The sequence below is a fragment of the Acidocella sp. KAb 2-4 genome (genome assembly GCF_020567705.1).
GTDB lineage: Bacteria > Pseudomonadota > Alphaproteobacteria > Acetobacterales > Acetobacteraceae > Acidocella.
The window spans coordinates 88,430-104,232 of the sequence record NZ_JAJDJU010000006.1; the positions used below are offsets into that span (position 1 = coordinate 88,430).

A 15,803-nucleotide genomic window follows, 5' to 3' on the forward strand; every position below is an offset into this window, starting at 1 on the left:
ACGACTGATACGTTCGAGAATCGCAAACCATCGTTCCTCCGTAGATTTTATGTTTATCGTTTTAGCTCTGTCGCACACCAGAACCCGCAAAGCGGCAGCCAGCCGGCGATAGCGCTTCATTTTATGCTTCTAATAGGCAAAAAGTCAACGCATTTGGAAAGCAATTTGACCGCCACACCCATTAACTCGTACATTTTCGTAAAAAAAACGCCGAGTTTTGCTGGTCACAGCCCCGCGGTCAGTCGAAATTCGCCTGCCCGCCATCCAGCGGAATCGTCGCGCCCGTCACATAGGCCAGCTCCGGGCCGCACAGCGCCACCACAGCGCGGCCGACATCTTCCTCCAGCCGCCCGACCCGCCCGAGCGGGATCGTCCGGAAAAACGCCTCGGCTTCCTGGGGGTTATGCTGCATCCAGCGCTTCAGCCCCGGCGATTCGGCATGCGGTGCGATCGACAGCGCCCGGATGCCGTCCCGCCCCCATTCCGCCGCCGCCGCGCGCGTCAGCACGCGCATCGCCTGCTTCACGGCCCCGTAAGCGCCATAGCCCGTCATGTCCCAGCGCACCGCCGCCGAGGAGACCAAGTTGATCATCACGCCGCCGCCACGCGCGACCATGTGCGGATGCACAAGCTTCATCAGCCTGAGACATGCCAACGGCCCGGATTCAAAGCCCGCGAGGAACGCCTCATCGGTTACGTCCAGCAGCTTTCCGGCGGGGACTTCCTGCGCGTTATTCACCAGAATATCGACGCCGCCGCCCCATTGCGCCACTTGCGCAACCATCGCCGAGAGGTCATCGGGACTCTTCACATTGCCCTGCACCGGCAGCGCCTCGCCGCCGCGCTCGGCAACCAGGGCGCAGCTTTCCTCCAGCTTGGCCAGCGTGCGCCCGGTCACCGCCACGCGCGCGCCCGCCGCGGCTAGCGCCAGCGCGATTCCCTGGCCGACACCTTGCCCGCCGCCCGTTATCAATGCCACCTTGCCGGATAGATCCGCCATCACTCCCCCTAGCCCACGCTTTGATGAGCTTTATTCGTAATATAAAAACTTATTTTCTGCGCATATAAGTTGACATATATGGTTTTATTTTGTCAACTGCGCTTTATAATCCAGCAATTTCAGCTCGCCCGCACAGGCGGGCAACCAGGGGAACCGTCATGAGCCAGGATTTCAACGGACGCGTCGCGATCATCACCGGCGGCAGCGATGGCATCGGCCTCGCCACGGCGGCGCTGCTCGCCCGCCGCGGCGCGCAGGTCGTCATCTGCGGCCGGCGGCGGGAAATGCTCGACAAGGCCGCCGCCCAGATCGCCGCCGAGGGCGGCAAGGTTGAAGCCGTGCAGCTCGATGTCACCGATTTCGACGCCTTGGCCGCGATGATCGCGGATGTCGCCAACCGCCACGGCCGGCTCGACATGTTGGTGAACAACGCTATGTCCACCCATTACGCGCCCATCAGCCGGCTCTCGCTTGAGCATTGGCGCAAGGATTTCGCGGTGAACGCCGAGGCGGTGTTCATCTCCACCAAGGCGGCGATGGGCATCATGGCTCAGGCCGGCAAGGGCTCGATCGTCAACATCGCCTCCACCTGCGGCCTGCGCGCGGCGCCGCTGATGTCCAGCTATTCGGCCTCCAAGGCGGCGATGATCCAGTTCACGGCGGTCGCGGCGATGGAGGGGGCGCGCATCGGCGTGCGCGTCAACGCCATCGTGCCCGGCCAGGTGCAGACGGCCAGCACCGAGGATTTCGCGACCAAGGTGCCCGAGATCGCCGCCAAGACCACCAACGCGATCCCCATGGGCCGCGGCGGACGGCCGGAGGAACTGGCCGAGGCCATCGCCTTCATGCTGTCGGACGCCGCCAGCTACATCACCGGCACCGCCCTGCCGGTCGATGGTGGCAAGGCCGCTCAGCTCTACCTCCCCTCGTAAAGAAAGCCGCGGCCATGCCAGGGAATTGGGACAAGGAACTCGATGTGCTGGTGGTCGGTTCGGGCGCGGGCGGCATGCTCGCCGCCCTGGTCGCGGCGAGCCGCGGAGCCGGGACGTTGCTGATCGAGAAGGAGCCGCTCTGGGGCGGCACCTCGGCCACCTCGGGTGGCGGCATCTGGATTCCGGGCAGCGACCAGGCCAAGGCCGCCGGGTTCAACGACAACGAAGACGACGCCTTCACCTATGTGCGCAAACTCTCCGCCCCCAACGTGCCGGACGAGACTATCCGCGCCTATGTCCATAACGCGGCGCTGATGCTGCGCTGGCTCACCGCCAATACCGAAATCGATTATCAGGCCTTCCCCTACCCCGATTACCATGCCGAGAACCCCGGCGGCTCGCCCACCGGCTACCGCACGCACATGCCTCTGCCGCTGGATGGCCGCCGCCTGGGCGATGATGTCCGCACGCTGCGCTTCGCCTCGCCGGCGGCCTCGCTGTTCGGCTATCTGAACTGGCATTTCGACGAAACCTATATGCTGCTGTTCCGCGCCCCGGGCTGGTGGCGGCATCTGGCCAAGAGCCTGGCGCGATACTGGCTGGACCTGCCCTTCCGCCTCACCTCGCGCAAGGACCGGCGGCTGACGCTGGGCAACGCGCTGGCCGGCGGGCTGCGCCTGGCGCTGAACAAGCGGGGCGTGCCGCTCTGGCTCGACAGCCCGATGCGCGAGCTGGTGGTGGAGGACGGCAAGGTGACCGGCGCCGTGGTGCATCACCAGGGGCGCGATCTGCGCATTCGCGCCCGCAAGGGGGTGGTGCTTGCGGCTGGCGGGTTCGACAAGAACGAGGCGATGCGCAAGCTGCACGCGCCGCTCTACCCCAGCGCGGCGCGCTCGGGCGGCACCAGCGGCGATACCGGCGATGGCCTAACAGCGGGCGAGAAAGTCGGCGCGGATGTGATGAACCTGCATTCCGCCTGGGCCGCCCCGGTGTTTTACGTGCCCGGCGAGGATCGCGGCCGCCTCTGCACCATCGAGCGCGCGCTGCCCGGCTGCATCATGGTCGCGCAGGATGGCAAGCGCTATCTGAACGAAGCCGCCTCCTACCACATCGTCGGCCAGCAGATGGCGCGGCGCCAGGCCGAGCGCGGCGATGCCAGCCCGAGCTGGTTCGTGTTCGACCATCGCTACCGGCACTCCTACCCGGTTGGCCCGCTCTACCCGCTCATGCCGGACTGGCTGCACAACAAGGCGGTCCGCTCGATCTTGCGCAAGGGCCGGACGCTGGCCGAACTCGCCCAGGCCATGGGCGTGCCGCCCGCCACCCTGCGCGAGACGGTGGAACGCTTCAACGCCAATGCCGCGCAGGGCATGGACCCGGAATTCCACCGTGGCGAGGCCGCCTATGACAAGATGTATGGCGATGCGCGGGTGACGCCGAATCCCTGCCTGCGCCCCATCGACCAGGGGCCGTTTTACGCCATGCCGATCTATCCAGGCGATATCGGCACCAATGGCGGCCTGCGCACCGATGCGCTAGCGCGCGTCATCGACTCGCATGGCCAGCCGATCGCGGGTCTCTACGCCATCGGCAACACCGCCGCATCGGCGATGGGCGAGAGTTATCCGGGGGCGGGCGTCACCATCGGCCCCGCCCTCACCTTTGGCTATATCGCCGCCAACCACATGACCGGAGGCAACGCGGAATGAGCAAAAGGCTACAAGACCGCGTCGCCGTGGTCACCGGGGCGGCGCAGGGCATCGGCAAGGCCATCGTCACCCGGCTGGCGGCCGAGGGCGCGCGGGTCGTCGCGCTCGACCTCGCCGCCCCCGCCACCAGCGAGACCGGCGCCGCGCTTGGCCTGGCTTGCGATGTCGCTAATTCCGCCTCGGTCGCCGCCGCGCTCGCGCACGTGCGCGAGGCTCTGGGGCGGCTGGATATCGTGGTCAATAATGCGGGCATCGGCCGTGCCCCCGGCGACGGGTCCGAGGCGTTCTACCAGGCGATGGCGGCGCGCAACGCCGAACTCGCGGCCCAGGGCGCCTCGGAGATCCATGTCGACCAGCTCATCCACATGGAGGATGCGGGCTGGGCGGCGGTGATGGCCGTCAACATCAACGGCCCGTTCTACACGGCGCGCGAATTCACCCGCATTCTCGCACGGGATGGTAATCCCGGCACCATCGTCAACATCAGTTCCACCAGCGCGCAATCGGGCGAAGGCAGCCCGCATTATGTGACCAGCAAGGCCGCCATCATCGGCCTCACCCGGCAATTGGCGCGTGAGCTGGCGCCGCGCCGCATCCGGGTGAATGCCGTGGCGCCAGGGCCGACCCAGACCCCGGTGATGCAGGGCATTCCGGCGGAATGGATCAAGTCGATGGAGACATCGGTGCCGCTTGGCCGCATGGCGGAGCCGGGGGAGATCGCCGCCGCGGTGGCGTTTTTGGCCAGCGACGATGCGAGCTACGTGACCGGCTCCGTGCTCGTCACCAATGGCGGCAGCTATTTCTTCTAGCCGGCGGCCAATTCCGGCGGGAGATGGGTGGCATAATGCCGCCAGCGCCCGCTGGAGCTTTGGTAGAGCGGCTGCCGCACCTGCGACCAGCTCGCCGTGCGCACCTCACGCTTCGTCTTGTGGAAATCGAGACAGGCAGCCTCCCACTCTAGCCCTAGAAACTCGATGAGCCGACGGCTTTCCGCCTCGGGATTCTGCAACAGGGCCTCGTAGGATAGCGTCATCTGCCGCAGGGGCAGCGCCGCGCGCCAGTGCGCGACCAGGCGCTCCAACTCGGCCATGCGGAAGGCACAATCGGCAAGATCTGTGTCGAAGCCGAGCGGCGCAGCGAAATGCTGGAAGAAGCAGGAGATGGCGACATCGCGCTTGTCGCGGACACAGAAAATCACCCGCGCCTTGGGAAACAGATGCGCAATCAGGCCGAGCTGGAAGATGTTATCCGGCATCTTGTCGATCATCCGCGCCGCCCCCCGCGCCTGCCGCGCGATCGGCGCCAGATAGGCCCGCGCCGCCTCCTTGAGGGCCTGCGGCGTCCAGCGCGGATTGGGCGACCAGCCGAGCTGAGCGGCAATGCGGCCGATGCCATCCTGCTCTCCGGCGCCAAACACCTTGGAGTGGCTGGCGGCGATCTGCTCGACCAGCGAGGAACCGGCGCGGGGCATGCCGACGATGAACACCGGGGCCTCCGTGGGGTCCGCCCCGGCGCCGAAGCCCCCGGCCGGAAAGGCGGCGGCAATGCGGCCAATGTCGCGGTGCAGCCGGGCGCGGTCGAACCCCCGCCCGGCCGCCGCCAGCGCAGCGCGCACTATGCCATTGGCCTCGCGGGCGGCGGCGAAGGCGGGGTCATACGCACCTTGCGCCTCCTGCTGGCGGGCCAGGGCGAATAGCAACTCCACCCGCTCGGGCGCGGGCAAATTCGGGGTGGCGAGCGCGGCCTGCAAGGCGGGGATATTCGCGGCCTGACGGCGTAGGGCGGCGAGGTGGCGCTGCGCCTCGCCAAAGCCGGGGGCCAGCGCCACCGCCCGCGTCAACGCCGCCTCCGCGCCCGCCAGATCGCCGGTAATCGCCAAAGACAGGCCGAGCTCCTTCCAGGGCAAAGGCGCATCGGGCCGCGCCTGGGTGGCGGCGCGGAACGCCGCCGCGGCTTCCGCCTCGCGCCCGGCTTGGCGCAGGGCTAGCCCCTGCTCATGGCGCGCCGCCGCCATATCCGCCGCCGGGATGGCGGTTTTGGCGTGCTGGCGGCGCTCGTGCCGGTTCATCCCTCGCCTTTGACGATGTCGAGGAAGGGCGGACGCTCGCCGCCGCCATGCACGGCCAGTTCGGCTCCGGTGATATAAGACGCGCCGGACGAACACAGGAACAGCACGGCGTCCGCCACCTCCTCAGCCCTGCCCAGCCGCCCGGCGGCGATGTTTTTGCCGATGGCCGCCTGTTTCTCGGCATCGCCATAGGTGGCATCGGTGGCTTCCGTTTCGATATAGCCGAGAATGAGCGTGTTGACGCGGATTTCCGGCCCCCATTCATGTGCCAAGCTGCGCGACAGGCCGAGCAATCCGGCCTTGGCGGCGGCATATACCGAGGTGCCGGGCGAGGGCCGCACGGCGGAGACCGAGGCGATGTTGATGATCGCCCCGCGCCGCGCCTTGAGCTGCGCATAGGCGGCCTGGGCGACGTAAAGCGGCGCCAGCAGGTTGAGCGCCACCACGCGCTCGGAAAAGCGCGCCGAGGCCGTCGCCGCCTCAGCCGGGGGCGACCCGCCGGCATTGTTCACAACGAAATCAAGCCCGCCTTGCTCCACCACGATCTGCGCCACCATCGCCTTCACCGCCTCGGGGTCTCGCACGTCGCAGGCAATGAAGGCAAACTCCGCCGGCAGATCGCCCGGCATACGCCCGCACACCACCACCTTCGCCCCGGCCGCCGCCAGCTTCTGCGCGATCGCACGGCCAATGCCCCGCGTCCCGCCGGTGACCAGGGCCACCTTGCCTACCAACTCCACCGCCAAAACATTTCCCTCCAGCTATATTCGCATCGCATTTTATTGCATCAATAGGTTAATGTCGATGATTTGCGTATTTTTGCAAGCGCAACAGCGCTGGCCTGAAGCATGAATCAACACCCTTTACATTGCGTTATCCGAGTGGCGTTCGCACCATTATTATCGCGACCAGCGATCCAATACTTGATATTTTGCGTATTTGCTACCATATATACTCTACGAACAACACAAGCGAGGCCACAGCTGTAGCGCCGCGCTGCGAATGTCATGGGGATGTGACGCGATGACCAATATCCAGAAAGTCGTGATCGACACGGCACCCGCGCCCGAAGAGCTGATCGCCCGCGCCCGGGCGATGATCCCGGCGCTGAAAGCGCGCGCCAAACGCACCACCGCCGAGCGCAAAATCCCCGATGAAACCATCGCCGAAATGCAGGCGGCCGGGTTCTTCCGCGTGCTGCAGCCCAAGCGCTGGGGCGGCTATGAGATGCACCCCAACGTGTTCTTCGAGATCCAAAAACTGCTGGCCGAGGGCTGCATGTCCACCGGCTGGGTGTATGGCGTCGTCGGCGGCCACCCTTATGAGTTGGCCCTATTCCACGACCAGGCGCAGCGCGAGGTCTGGGCCGAGGACGACTCCATCCTGGTCTCTTCCTCCTACCAACCCGTCGGCAAGGTCGAGCGCGCCGAGGGTGGCTTCTACCTCTCCGGCCGCTGGGGGTTCTCCTCCGGCAGCGAGCATTGCCAATGGGTGCTGCTCGGCGCCATGGTGCCGCCGCTGAACGCGGACGAGCCGCCGGATATGCGCACCTTCCTGGTGCCGCGCGCCGATTATCAGATCGACCAGACCTGGGACACGTTCGGCCTGCAAGGCACGGGCAGTCACGACATCGTCGTCGAACGCGCCTTCGTGCCCGAATACCGCACCCATAAGGCCATCGACGGCTTCCTCTGCCAAAACCCCGGCCAGGCCGAAAACAGCGCGCCGCTGTTCCGCATGCCCTGGGCCCAGCTCTTCCTCCGCCTCGTCTCCACCGCCGCCCTCGGCGGCACCCGCGCCGCCATCAACGCCGCACTCGAGATCGCGCAATCGCGCATCTCCACCAACACCGGCAAGGTGTCAAAATCCGATCCGATCCTGCTCAACGCCATCGCCACCGCCTATGCCCAGCTCGACGAAATGGAAGCCGTGCTGCGGCGCAATTTCGACGACCTCGTCGCCATCGTCGAAGCCGGCGAGGAAATCCCCATGGCCAAGCGCCAGCTCTACCGGTTCCAATCCTCCTCCGTCGCCCGCCGCTGCGCCGATCTCGTCGATAACCTGCTGCCCCTGCTCGGCGGCCGCGCCATCTACATGCACAGCCCCATCATCCAGCCCTGGCTCGACCTCAACGCCGCGCGCGCCCATGTCGCCAACGACCCCAACAACATGGGGCCAGACCTCGCAAACGGACTCATGGGAATCCCACTCGCATTCCCCTTCCTGTAAGGCGACCCACGTGAACGCAAAGCCGGAAGCTGCCGTTTTGAATTTCAATATTCGTTTTATTTAAGCTTATTGACAACGCATTTTTATGTCTTTAACCATTATTCGTAAATAAACACGTACACGCGACACAAGTATGCGCGAGGGAGTATTTAACATATGGCGGTCGCATCTTTGGGCTACATCATCGCCAAAACGCGAGATCTGTCATCTTGGGCAGCCTTCGCCACCAATGTGCTTGGCGTGATGCCGGCCCCCTCTGGCCGCGACGATGTGTTGCTGTTCCGCATCGATGATCGGCCGTTCCGGATTTGGGTCGAGCAAGGCGATGCCGATGCCTTCGTGATGCCGGGCTGGGAATTTCAGACCGAGGCGGAAATGGATGCCGCGATCGCGCGGCTGCGCGACGCCGGGCATCCGGTTGAGATGTTGGATGTGATGACCACGCGGGCACGCCATGTTGCCAAGCTCGCGCGCGCTATGGACCCGCAGGGCCATCCGTTCGAGATCTTTTATGGCCGCTTCCTGGACTACGTCCCGTTTGTATCGCCTGCCGGCGTAAGCGGTTTCGTGACCGGATTGAACGGCGAAATGGGGCTTGGGCATGTCGTGCTAACCGCCCCGAGTTTCGAGGAAACCTACAGGTTTTACAAAGAGCTTCTCGGATTCGGCGACACCGATTTCGGGCGCTTCTACCTCGCGGGCGGCGGGCCGGAGGATAAGGGGGTGAGCTTCGCCTTCCTGCATGCGCAAAATGCCCGCCACCACAGCCTGGCGCTGGGGGAATTGCCGGAGAGCCCGAATGGCGCCGTGCATATCATGCTTGAAGTCAATAATATCGACGATGTCGGGCGTGCCTTTGACCGCGCGAAGAAACATGGCGCGCATATATCGGCCTCGATGGGCAAGCATGTGAACGACAAGATGATCTCTTTCTATGTCCGCTCGCCCAGTGGTTTCGATATTGAATATGGCTGCCAGGGCCTGCAGCTTGACCCTGCGACCTGGGTGCCGACGACCAGCATCGCGGTGAGCGACTGGGGCCATGTATGGAGCCATGCGCAGGAATGATCCGGACCCCGCGCCCTCTTGGTAGCGCCTGGGCGCGGTCACTTCCGGCGCGGCGGCACAGCACTCCCCTGTGTCCGCCGCGCCGGCTTTTCCATTTCCTCCCTTCTCCGCGACAGCTGAGCCGACTGCCATGCCCCTGACCTATACGACCTCGCAACAGACATTCCGCCAGGAGGCGCGAGCTTGGCTGGCCGCGCATATGCCCCCTGCCCCGCTGCCCCATTTCGATGCGACGCGCGACGGCTTTGAGGCGCATCGCGCCTGGGAGCGCACATTGCATGCAGGTGGCTGGAGCGTGGTGAGCTGGCCGAAAGAGTATGGCGGGCGCGGGCTCGACTTGATCGAGTGGCTGATCTTCGAGGAGGAATATTACCGCGCCGGGGCCCCAGGGCGGGTGAACCAAAACGGAATCTGCCTGCTGGCGCCAACGATGATGGAATACGGTACGGCGGAACAGAAGGCCCGCTTTCTGCCGCCAATGGCCTCGGGTGAGGAAATCTGGGCGCAGGCATGGTCGGAGCCGCAGGCCGGCAGCGATCTCGCGCATATCCGCGCCACCGTGACGCAGGAAGGCGACGAGCTCGTGCTGAACGGGCACAAGATCTGGTCGTCGCGCGCGGTGTTCGCCGATTGGGCCTTCGGACTGTTCCGCACGCCAGGCAGCGAGCGGCATCGGGGCATGTCTCTGGTGTTCTTCCCGCTCAACGCGCCGGGCGTAACGGTGAACGCAATCCGCAAGATGGACGGGCATGTCGGCTTCGCGGAACTCTTTCTTGAAAATGTGCGCGTGCCTGTCTTCAACCGTTTGGGCGAGGATGGACAGGGCTGGCATATCTGCATGGCCACGGCGGGGTTTGAGCGCGGCTTGCTGCTGCGCTCGCCGGCCCGCTACCAGCAGGCGGCGGCCAGGCTCGTGGCGTTGTATCATGCGCAGGGCGCGGCGGCTGACCCGGTGTTGGGCCAGGAGGTGGCGCGCGCCTGGATGAATGCCGAGGCCTATATGCTCGCCATCTACGCCATGTGCTCGCGCCTGCTGGCGGGCGGCAAGATCGGCCCCGAAGCCAGCACCAACAAGATTTTTTGGTCGGAGCTGGACATCCATCTGCATCGCACGGCGCTCGCGCTGCTCGGCCCGCGCGCTGAACTGCTGCCGGACGCGCCCGAGGCCGCGCATGACCATGATTGGCTGGATGGCTATGTGTTCTCGCTGGCCGGGCCGATTTATGCCGGGTCCAATGAGATCCAGCGCAACATCATCGCCGAGCGCATGCTTGGCCTGCCCCGCTGAAGGTGCCGCGATGGATTTCCGCTTTACCGAAGACCAGTTGATGATGGCGGAGACGGCGCGCAAGCTGCTCGCCGATACCGCCACCTCCGCCCAGCTGCGCACCATGCTCGCCAACGGCATGGCCCGGGATGACGCGCGCTGGACGAAGATCGTCGAGACCGGACTGACGCTGACCATGCTGCCCGAGGATGCCGGCGGGCTGGGCCTTACCGAAGCTGATTTCGTACTGATTGCGGAAGCGGCTGGTTACGCCGCGCTGCCCGAACCGCTGGTGGAGAGCGCGGGCATCGCCGCGCCACTGCTCGCCGCCATTGCCCCCGCGCATGAGGTGCTGGGCGACCCCGCCGCCACGATCGCCATTGGCCATGCCATCAACCCCTATGTGGCGGATGCCGACACCGCCGCCGCGCTGCTGCTGCACCATGATGGCGCCACGTATCTGCGCCGCCCGGATGAAGTGCGGCTGATCCGGGAGGAGAGTCTCGATCCGTTCCGCCGGCTGTTCAAGGTGGAATGGGAGCCAAGCGGAGAGCCGCTCTCGGCCGCCCCGGATTTGTGGAGCGATGCGTTGGACCGGGGCGCGCTGTTTATGGCCGCGCAATGCGCCGGGCTGGCGCAACGGGCCATCGACATCGCGGTGGATTACGCGAAGACCCGCGAGCAATTCGGCAAGCCGATCGGCGCTTATCAGGCGGTGAAACATCTGCTTGCCACCGCGCAGGTGCAGGTGGAATTCGCCAAACCCGTGGTGCATGCGGCGGCCATCGGGCTGGCGCAGCGCGACGTGTTCTCCCGCGCGCGCATCAGCCACGCCAAGATCGTGGCCGCTGAAGCCGCGGATCTCGCGACGCGCACGGCGCTGCAGGTGCATGGGGCGATGGGGTATTCGTGGGAGGTTGACGTGCATTTCCTGCTCAAGCGGGCGCTGGCGCTGAACACCGCCTGGGGTGGCCCTGGCTTTCACCGTGAGCGTGTGCTGGCGCGGCTGCGCGCCGCCCCCGCCGGGCCCGAGTACGGCTTTGCCCACGCCGGCATGGAGGCCTGATTTGCCCTGCTATTCCCTGCAAGGCGTAGTTCCGGTCGTGCATCCTGGCAGCTTCGTGCATCCGCTCGCGTCGCTGATCGGCGATGTCATCGTCGGGCCGGGCTGCTTTATCGCGCCGGGCGCCTCGCTGCGCGGCGATTTCGGCCGGATCATCGTGGAGGGCGATAGTTCGATCCAGGATAATTGCGTGCTGCATTCGTCGCCGGGCGCCGATTGCATCGTTAAACGCGGGGCCACCGTGGGGCATGGCGCGGTGCTGCATGGCTGTGTTGTGGAAGAACATGCGCTGATCGGGATCTCCGCCGTGGTGCTGGACCATGCCGTAATCGGCGCGGAATCTCTGGTGGCGGCGTTGACGCTCGTGAAAAACGATCTGATCGTGCCGCCGCGCAGCCTCGTCGCCGGCAACCCGGCACGGATCGTCAAGCAATTCACCGCGGCGCAGATCACTTGGCGCAATGACGGCGATAGCGAATATCAGCGCCTGGCGCGTGAGATGCTGGCCGAATGCGTAGAAGTTGCGCCGCTGGCCGAGATGGCGCCGGACCGTCCGCGCATGCGCTCCACCGCGATTCCGGTGCGGCTGCGCGGCCCCGCAGCGCACGAGCGCGAGCGCCGCGTGGCGGCCAGAATGGAGGCGCCGGGCCATGAGTGACGCCGCCATCGCTATTCCGAATTTGCTTTATAGCTACGCGGATTTCATCGACGCGGGAGATTTTGCCGGGGCCGCGCGGCTGTTCCGGCATGGCGCCGTGGTGACTGGCAACCAGCGCATCGCAGGTGAAGCTGAAATCGCCGCGCTCTGGCGCGGTTGGGTGAAGCTCTACCCTGACGGCACGCCGCGGACACGGCATCTGATCAGCAACCCTATCATCACATTGGCACCGGAAGGTGACGCGGCCAGTTGCCGCTCGCAATGGACTGTTCTGCAAGCGGCTGAAGGGTTTCCGTTGCAGGTGATCGCCACCGGCCGGTATGAGGACGAGTTTCGGCGCATCAACGGCGAATGGCAATTTACCGAGCGGCGCTATGCCGGGGTGGATCTGACCGGCGACATGAGCGCTCATATCAAGAAGCATTTAGAAAACCGGAGGGCATGACATGGGAGTTTGCGAAGGCCGCGTGGTGATCGTGACCGGCGCTGGCAATGGCCTGGGCCGCGCCTATGCGCTGGGTCTGGCCGCCGAAGGCGCGAAGGTGGTGGTAAATGATCTCGGCGTTGGCACTCATGGCGAGGCAGGGCTGACCAAAGGCGCCGCAGAGAAGGTGGTGGATGAGATCCGCGCCATGGGCGGTGAGGCCGTCGCCAATACCGACGACGTGGCGGATTGGGAAGCGGGCGGACGCATTGTGAAAACCGCTCTGGACACCTTTGGCGATCTGCATGCCGTGGTCAACAATGCTGGCTTCGTGCGCGACCGCATGTTCGTCTCCTGCACGCCGGAGGAATGGGATGCGGTGATCCGCGTGCATCTGCGCGGGCATTTCTGCACCGCGCGCCATGCCGTCGATTATTGGCGCGCGCAGCAGAAAGCGGGCAAGACCGTGGATGCGCGCATCATCAACACCTCCTCCGGCGCGGGGCTGCAAGGCTCCATCGGGCAAAGCGCGTATTCAGCGGCGAAGGGGGGCATCGCCTCGCTCACGCTGGTGCAGGCGGCGGAGTTGGCGCGCTATGGCATCACCGCCAACGCGCTGGCGCCGAATGCGCGCACGCGGATGACGCAGGAAGCCTTTGGCGAGCGCATGAGCCAGGCTGAGAACAGCTTCGATGTTTACGCGCCGGAGAATACCGCGCCGCTGGTGACCTGGCTGTGTAGCACGCAATCGGCGTTTGTCACCGGTCAGGTGTTCGAGTTGCAGGGCGGGAAGATCTTCCTCTCCGAAGGCTGGACCGACAGCCCGGCCGAAGACAAAGGCGCGCGCTGGCATGCGGGCGAGTTGACGCCGGTGGTGCAGCGATTGATCGCCGCGCGCCACCCCGCCAAACCGGTTTATGGAGCGTAAGGCGATGAACAGCCCCGCCTATCCCGAGCCGCGCGGTTTGCTGAAGGGCAAGACCGTCGTCATCACCGCCGCCGCCGGCACCGGCATCGGGTTTTCCGCCGCCCTGCGCGCCGCTGAGGAAGGCGCTACCGTGCTGCTCTCCGACTTCCACGAGCGCCGGTTGAACGAATCCGCTGACCACATCGCCGAGAAGCTCGGCATCCGCCCGGAAATTTGCGTGTGCGATGTAACGAACGAGGCGCAGGTGCAAGCTCTGCGTGACACGGCGCTGGCCAAGCTTGGCCGTGTCGATGTGCTGATCAACAATGCCGGGCTGGGCGGGGAAGTTCCCGTCGTCGACATGACGGATGAACAATGGAGCCGGGTGCTGGATGTCACTCTCACCTCGTTATTCCGCATGACCCGCGCTTTTCTGCCCGCGATGTATGCCGCGAAATCCGGTGTGATGGTTAACAACGCTTCGGTGCTGGGTTGGCGCGCGCAGAAGGGCCAAGCGCATTACGCCGCCGCCAAGGCCGGGGTGATGGCGTTCACCCGCTGCGCCGCGATGGAAGCCGCTGAGCATGGCGTGCGCATCAATGCCGTCAGCCCCAGCCTCGCCATGCATCCGTTTCTTGCCAAGGTGACGACCGACGAGACGCTGGCCGAGTTGGTGAAGCGCGAGGCGTTTGGCCGCCCGGCCGAAGTGTGGGAAGTGGCGAATGTGATGATGTTCCTCGCTTCCGATCTGTCTTCGTATCTGACGGGCGAGGTGATTTCCTGTTCGAGCCAGAGGGCCTGATGTCGACGATTTTCGAAACACCGCGGGCGCTGCTGGGCGCAGAAGGCACGTTGCTTGGCCCGACGGCGTGGCTGCGCATCGATCAGGCGCGCATTGATGCTTTTGCCGCCTGCACGGGCGATGATCAGTGGATTCACGTGGACCCGGTGCGCGCTAAAAGCGGGCCGTTTGGCACCACCATCGCGCATGGCTATCTCACGCTCAGCCTTGTTAACATGTTTCTGCCTCAGATGCTGGAGGTTCGGAATTTTTCCTCCGGCGTGAATGTGGGGCTGGACCGGGTGCGTTTTCTTGCGCCGGTGCCATGCGGGGCGCGTATCCGCGGCGCAGGAGAGATCATCAAAGTCGAAGAGGTGAAGGGCGGCGCCATCCAATCCACCGTGCGCGTCACCGTTGAGATTGAAGGCGCCAATAAGCCCGCCTGCATCGCCGACACCATCAGCCGTTATTTTTCGGAGTCCTGACCCATGCGCGAAGCCGTCATCGTCGCCGCCGCCCGCACGCCAATTGGCAAAGCCTTCCGTGGCGCCTATAACGATACAGATGCCGCGAAACTCTCTGGCCATGTCGCCGCCGAGGTGGTGAAGCGCGCGGGCATCGACCCCGCTCTGGTCGAGGATGTGATTCTCGGCTGCGCCTCGCAACAGGGCAATCAGAGCTACAATATCGGGCGTCTCACCGTCGCCTCCGCCGGATTGCCGCAAAGCGTCGCCGGCACCACCATCGACCGGCAATGCGGCTCCGGCCTGATGACCATCGCCACCGCCGCCAAGCAGATCATGCTCGATGGGATGGCGGCGGTGATCGCGGGTGGGGTGGAAAATATCTCCCTCACCCAGACCAAGCATAAGAACACCTATCGCGCGCGTTCGCAAAGCGTGCTCGATGCCATGCCGCATATGTGGATGCAGATGATCGAGACCGCCGAGATCGTCGCCAACCGCTACAACATCTCGCGCGACATGCAGGACGAATTCAGCTTTCTCTCGCAGCAGCGCGTGGCCGCTGCACAAGCGGCTGGGAGGTTCGACGCCGAGCTGGCGCCGCTGCCCACGCGCATGGCCGTGACCAGCAAGGACACCGGCGAGATCTCCTATAAGGATGTGCTGCTGAGCAAGGATGAAGGCCCGCGCGCGGATACCACGCTGGACGGGTTGAAGGCGCTGAAGCCGGTGTTCAAGGATGGCGAGATCATCAAGGAAGGTGCCAACATTACCGCAGGCAATGCCTCGCAACTTTCCGACGGCGCGGCGGCGCTGCTGCTGATGGACGCCAAGCTGGCGGAACAGCAGGGATTGACGCCGCTGGGCGCGATCCGGGGGTTCGCCGTGGCGGGCTGCGCGCCAGAGGAGATGGGGATTGGGCCGGTTTTCGCCGTGCCAAAGCTGCTCGCGCGCGCGGGGTTGAAGATCGAGGATATCGGGCTGTGGGAACTCAACGAGGCGTTCGCCAGCCAGGCCGTGTATTGCCGCGACAAGCTCGGGATTGATCCCGCCAAATTCAATGTCGATGGCGGGGCTATCGCGGTTGGGCACCCGTTCGGCATGTCCGGCGCGCGGCTGGCCATGCATACGCTGTATGAGGGCAAGCGCCGTGGCGTGAAATACGGCGTGGTCACGATGTGCATCGGCGGCGGCCAGGGCGCGGCCGGGCTATTTGAGATTTTCTGAGGAACA

At 65.2% G+C, this 15,803-nt stretch carries 16 protein-coding genes; 13 read left to right on the forward strand and 3 right to left on the reverse strand.

All coding sequences use genetic code 11. The features are described from left to right. Positions 1 to 238: 238 nt before the first annotated feature. Complete coding sequence (locus tag LI953_RS06230) at positions 239 to 1,000, reverse strand: SDR family NAD(P)-dependent oxidoreductase (RefSeq protein WP_227075178.1); 762 nt, start codon at positions 998 to 1,000, stop codon at positions 239 to 241. 158 nt (positions 1,001 to 1,158) lie between these two features. Here LI953_RS06230 and LI953_RS06235 point away from each other — a divergent pair, with 158 nt between their 5' ends. The 3 genes from LI953_RS06235 to LI953_RS06245 are packed head-to-tail and all read left to right on the forward strand — an operon-like array spanning position 1,159 to position 4,450. Further along, positions 1,159 to 1,932, forward strand: coding sequence for an SDR family NAD(P)-dependent oxidoreductase (locus LI953_RS06235; protein WP_227075179.1), 774 nt, complete (start codon positions 1,159 to 1,161; stop codon positions 1,930 to 1,932). A gap of 14 nt (positions 1,933 to 1,946) precedes the next feature. Continuing rightward, the gene (locus tag LI953_RS06240) at positions 1,947 to 3,641 is read left to right on the forward strand and encodes an FAD-dependent oxidoreductase (protein WP_227075180.1); all 1,695 of its coding nucleotides are present in this window, start codon (positions 1,947 to 1,949) and stop codon (positions 3,639 to 3,641) included. Beyond that, on the forward strand, positions 3,638 to 4,450 hold the full coding sequence (locus LI953_RS06245) for an SDR family NAD(P)-dependent oxidoreductase (RefSeq protein WP_227075181.1): 813 nt from the start codon (positions 3,638 to 3,640) through the stop codon (positions 4,448 to 4,450). Before LI953_RS06240 ends, LI953_RS06245 begins: the two co-directional genes overlap by 4 nt. On the opposite strand, the gene LI953_RS06250 is transcribed toward LI953_RS06245, so the two are convergent. After that, positions 4,447 to 5,709 carry a sulfotransferase gene (locus tag LI953_RS06250; RefSeq protein WP_227075182.1) on the reverse strand — a complete coding sequence of 421 codons (1,263 nt, stop codon included), beginning with the start codon at positions 5,707 to 5,709 and terminating at the stop codon, positions 4,447 to 4,449. The two genes, LI953_RS06245 and LI953_RS06250, sit on opposite strands and share 4 nt — an antisense overlap. Next, positions 5,706 to 6,449 carry an SDR family oxidoreductase gene (locus LI953_RS06255; RefSeq protein ID WP_227075222.1) on the reverse strand — a complete coding sequence of 248 codons (744 nt, stop codon included), beginning with the start codon at positions 6,447 to 6,449 and terminating at the stop codon, positions 5,706 to 5,708. The genes LI953_RS06250 and LI953_RS06255 overlap by 4 nt, the downstream gene beginning before the upstream one ends. Before the next feature lie 283 nt (positions 6,450 to 6,732). On the opposite strand from LI953_RS06255, the gene LI953_RS06260 reads away from it, so the two are divergent. The 10 genes from LI953_RS06260 to LI953_RS06305 all read left to right on the forward strand — a co-directional run bounded on the left by LI953_RS06260 (position 6,733) and on the right by LI953_RS06305 (position 15,797). Beyond that, positions 6,733 to 7,938: an acyl-CoA dehydrogenase family protein gene (locus LI953_RS06260; RefSeq protein ID WP_227075183.1), complete on the forward strand. Its 1,206-nt coding sequence runs from the start codon at positions 6,733 to 6,735 to the stop codon at positions 7,936 to 7,938. Positions 7,939 to 8,094: 156 nt separating this feature from the next. Then, positions 8,095 to 9,006 (forward strand): VOC family protein, encoded by a 912-nt coding sequence (locus tag LI953_RS06265; protein WP_227075184.1) that lies wholly within the window; start codon positions 8,095 to 8,097, stop codon positions 9,004 to 9,006. A 130-nt stretch (positions 9,007 to 9,136) separates the two neighbouring features. Further along, complete coding sequence (locus LI953_RS06270) at positions 9,137 to 10,294, forward strand: acyl-CoA dehydrogenase family protein (RefSeq protein WP_227075185.1); 1,158 nt, start codon at positions 9,137 to 9,139, stop codon at positions 10,292 to 10,294. A gap of 10 nt (positions 10,295 to 10,304) precedes the next feature. Continuing rightward, positions 10,305 to 11,339, forward strand: a complete 1,035-nt coding sequence (locus LI953_RS06275; RefSeq protein ID WP_227075186.1) for an acyl-CoA dehydrogenase family protein — start codon at positions 10,305 to 10,307, stop codon at positions 11,337 to 11,339. Position 11,340: 1 nt separating this feature from the next. Further along, positions 11,341 to 11,994, forward strand: a complete 654-nt coding sequence (locus tag LI953_RS06280; protein ID WP_227075187.1) for a gamma carbonic anhydrase family protein — start codon at positions 11,341 to 11,343, stop codon at positions 11,992 to 11,994. Continuing rightward, on the forward strand, positions 11,987 to 12,439 hold the full coding sequence (locus tag LI953_RS06285) for a nuclear transport factor 2 family protein (RefSeq protein ID WP_227075188.1): 453 nt from the start codon (positions 11,987 to 11,989) through the stop codon (positions 12,437 to 12,439). Before LI953_RS06280 ends, LI953_RS06285 begins: the two co-directional genes overlap by 8 nt. Position 12,440: 1 nt before the next feature. Continuing rightward, positions 12,441 to 13,346: an SDR family oxidoreductase gene (locus LI953_RS06290; RefSeq protein ID WP_227075189.1), complete on the forward strand. Its 906-nt coding sequence runs from the start codon at positions 12,441 to 12,443 to the stop codon at positions 13,344 to 13,346. A gap of 4 nt (positions 13,347 to 13,350) precedes the next feature. Then, positions 13,351 to 14,127, forward strand: a complete 777-nt coding sequence (locus LI953_RS06295) for an SDR family oxidoreductase (protein WP_227075190.1) — start codon at positions 13,351 to 13,353, stop codon at positions 14,125 to 14,127. Continuing rightward, complete coding sequence (locus tag LI953_RS06300; protein ID WP_227075191.1) at positions 14,127 to 14,591, forward strand: MaoC family dehydratase; 465 nt, start codon at positions 14,127 to 14,129, stop codon at positions 14,589 to 14,591. Before LI953_RS06295 ends, LI953_RS06300 begins: the two co-directional genes overlap by 1 nt. 3 nt (positions 14,592 to 14,594) lie before the next feature. Continuing rightward, a complete protein-coding gene (locus LI953_RS06305; protein ID WP_227075192.1) occupies positions 14,595 to 15,797 on the forward strand; it encodes an acetyl-CoA C-acyltransferase in 1,203 nt (400 codons plus the stop codon). The last annotated feature ends 6 nt before the right edge of the window (positions 15,798 to 15,803 follow it).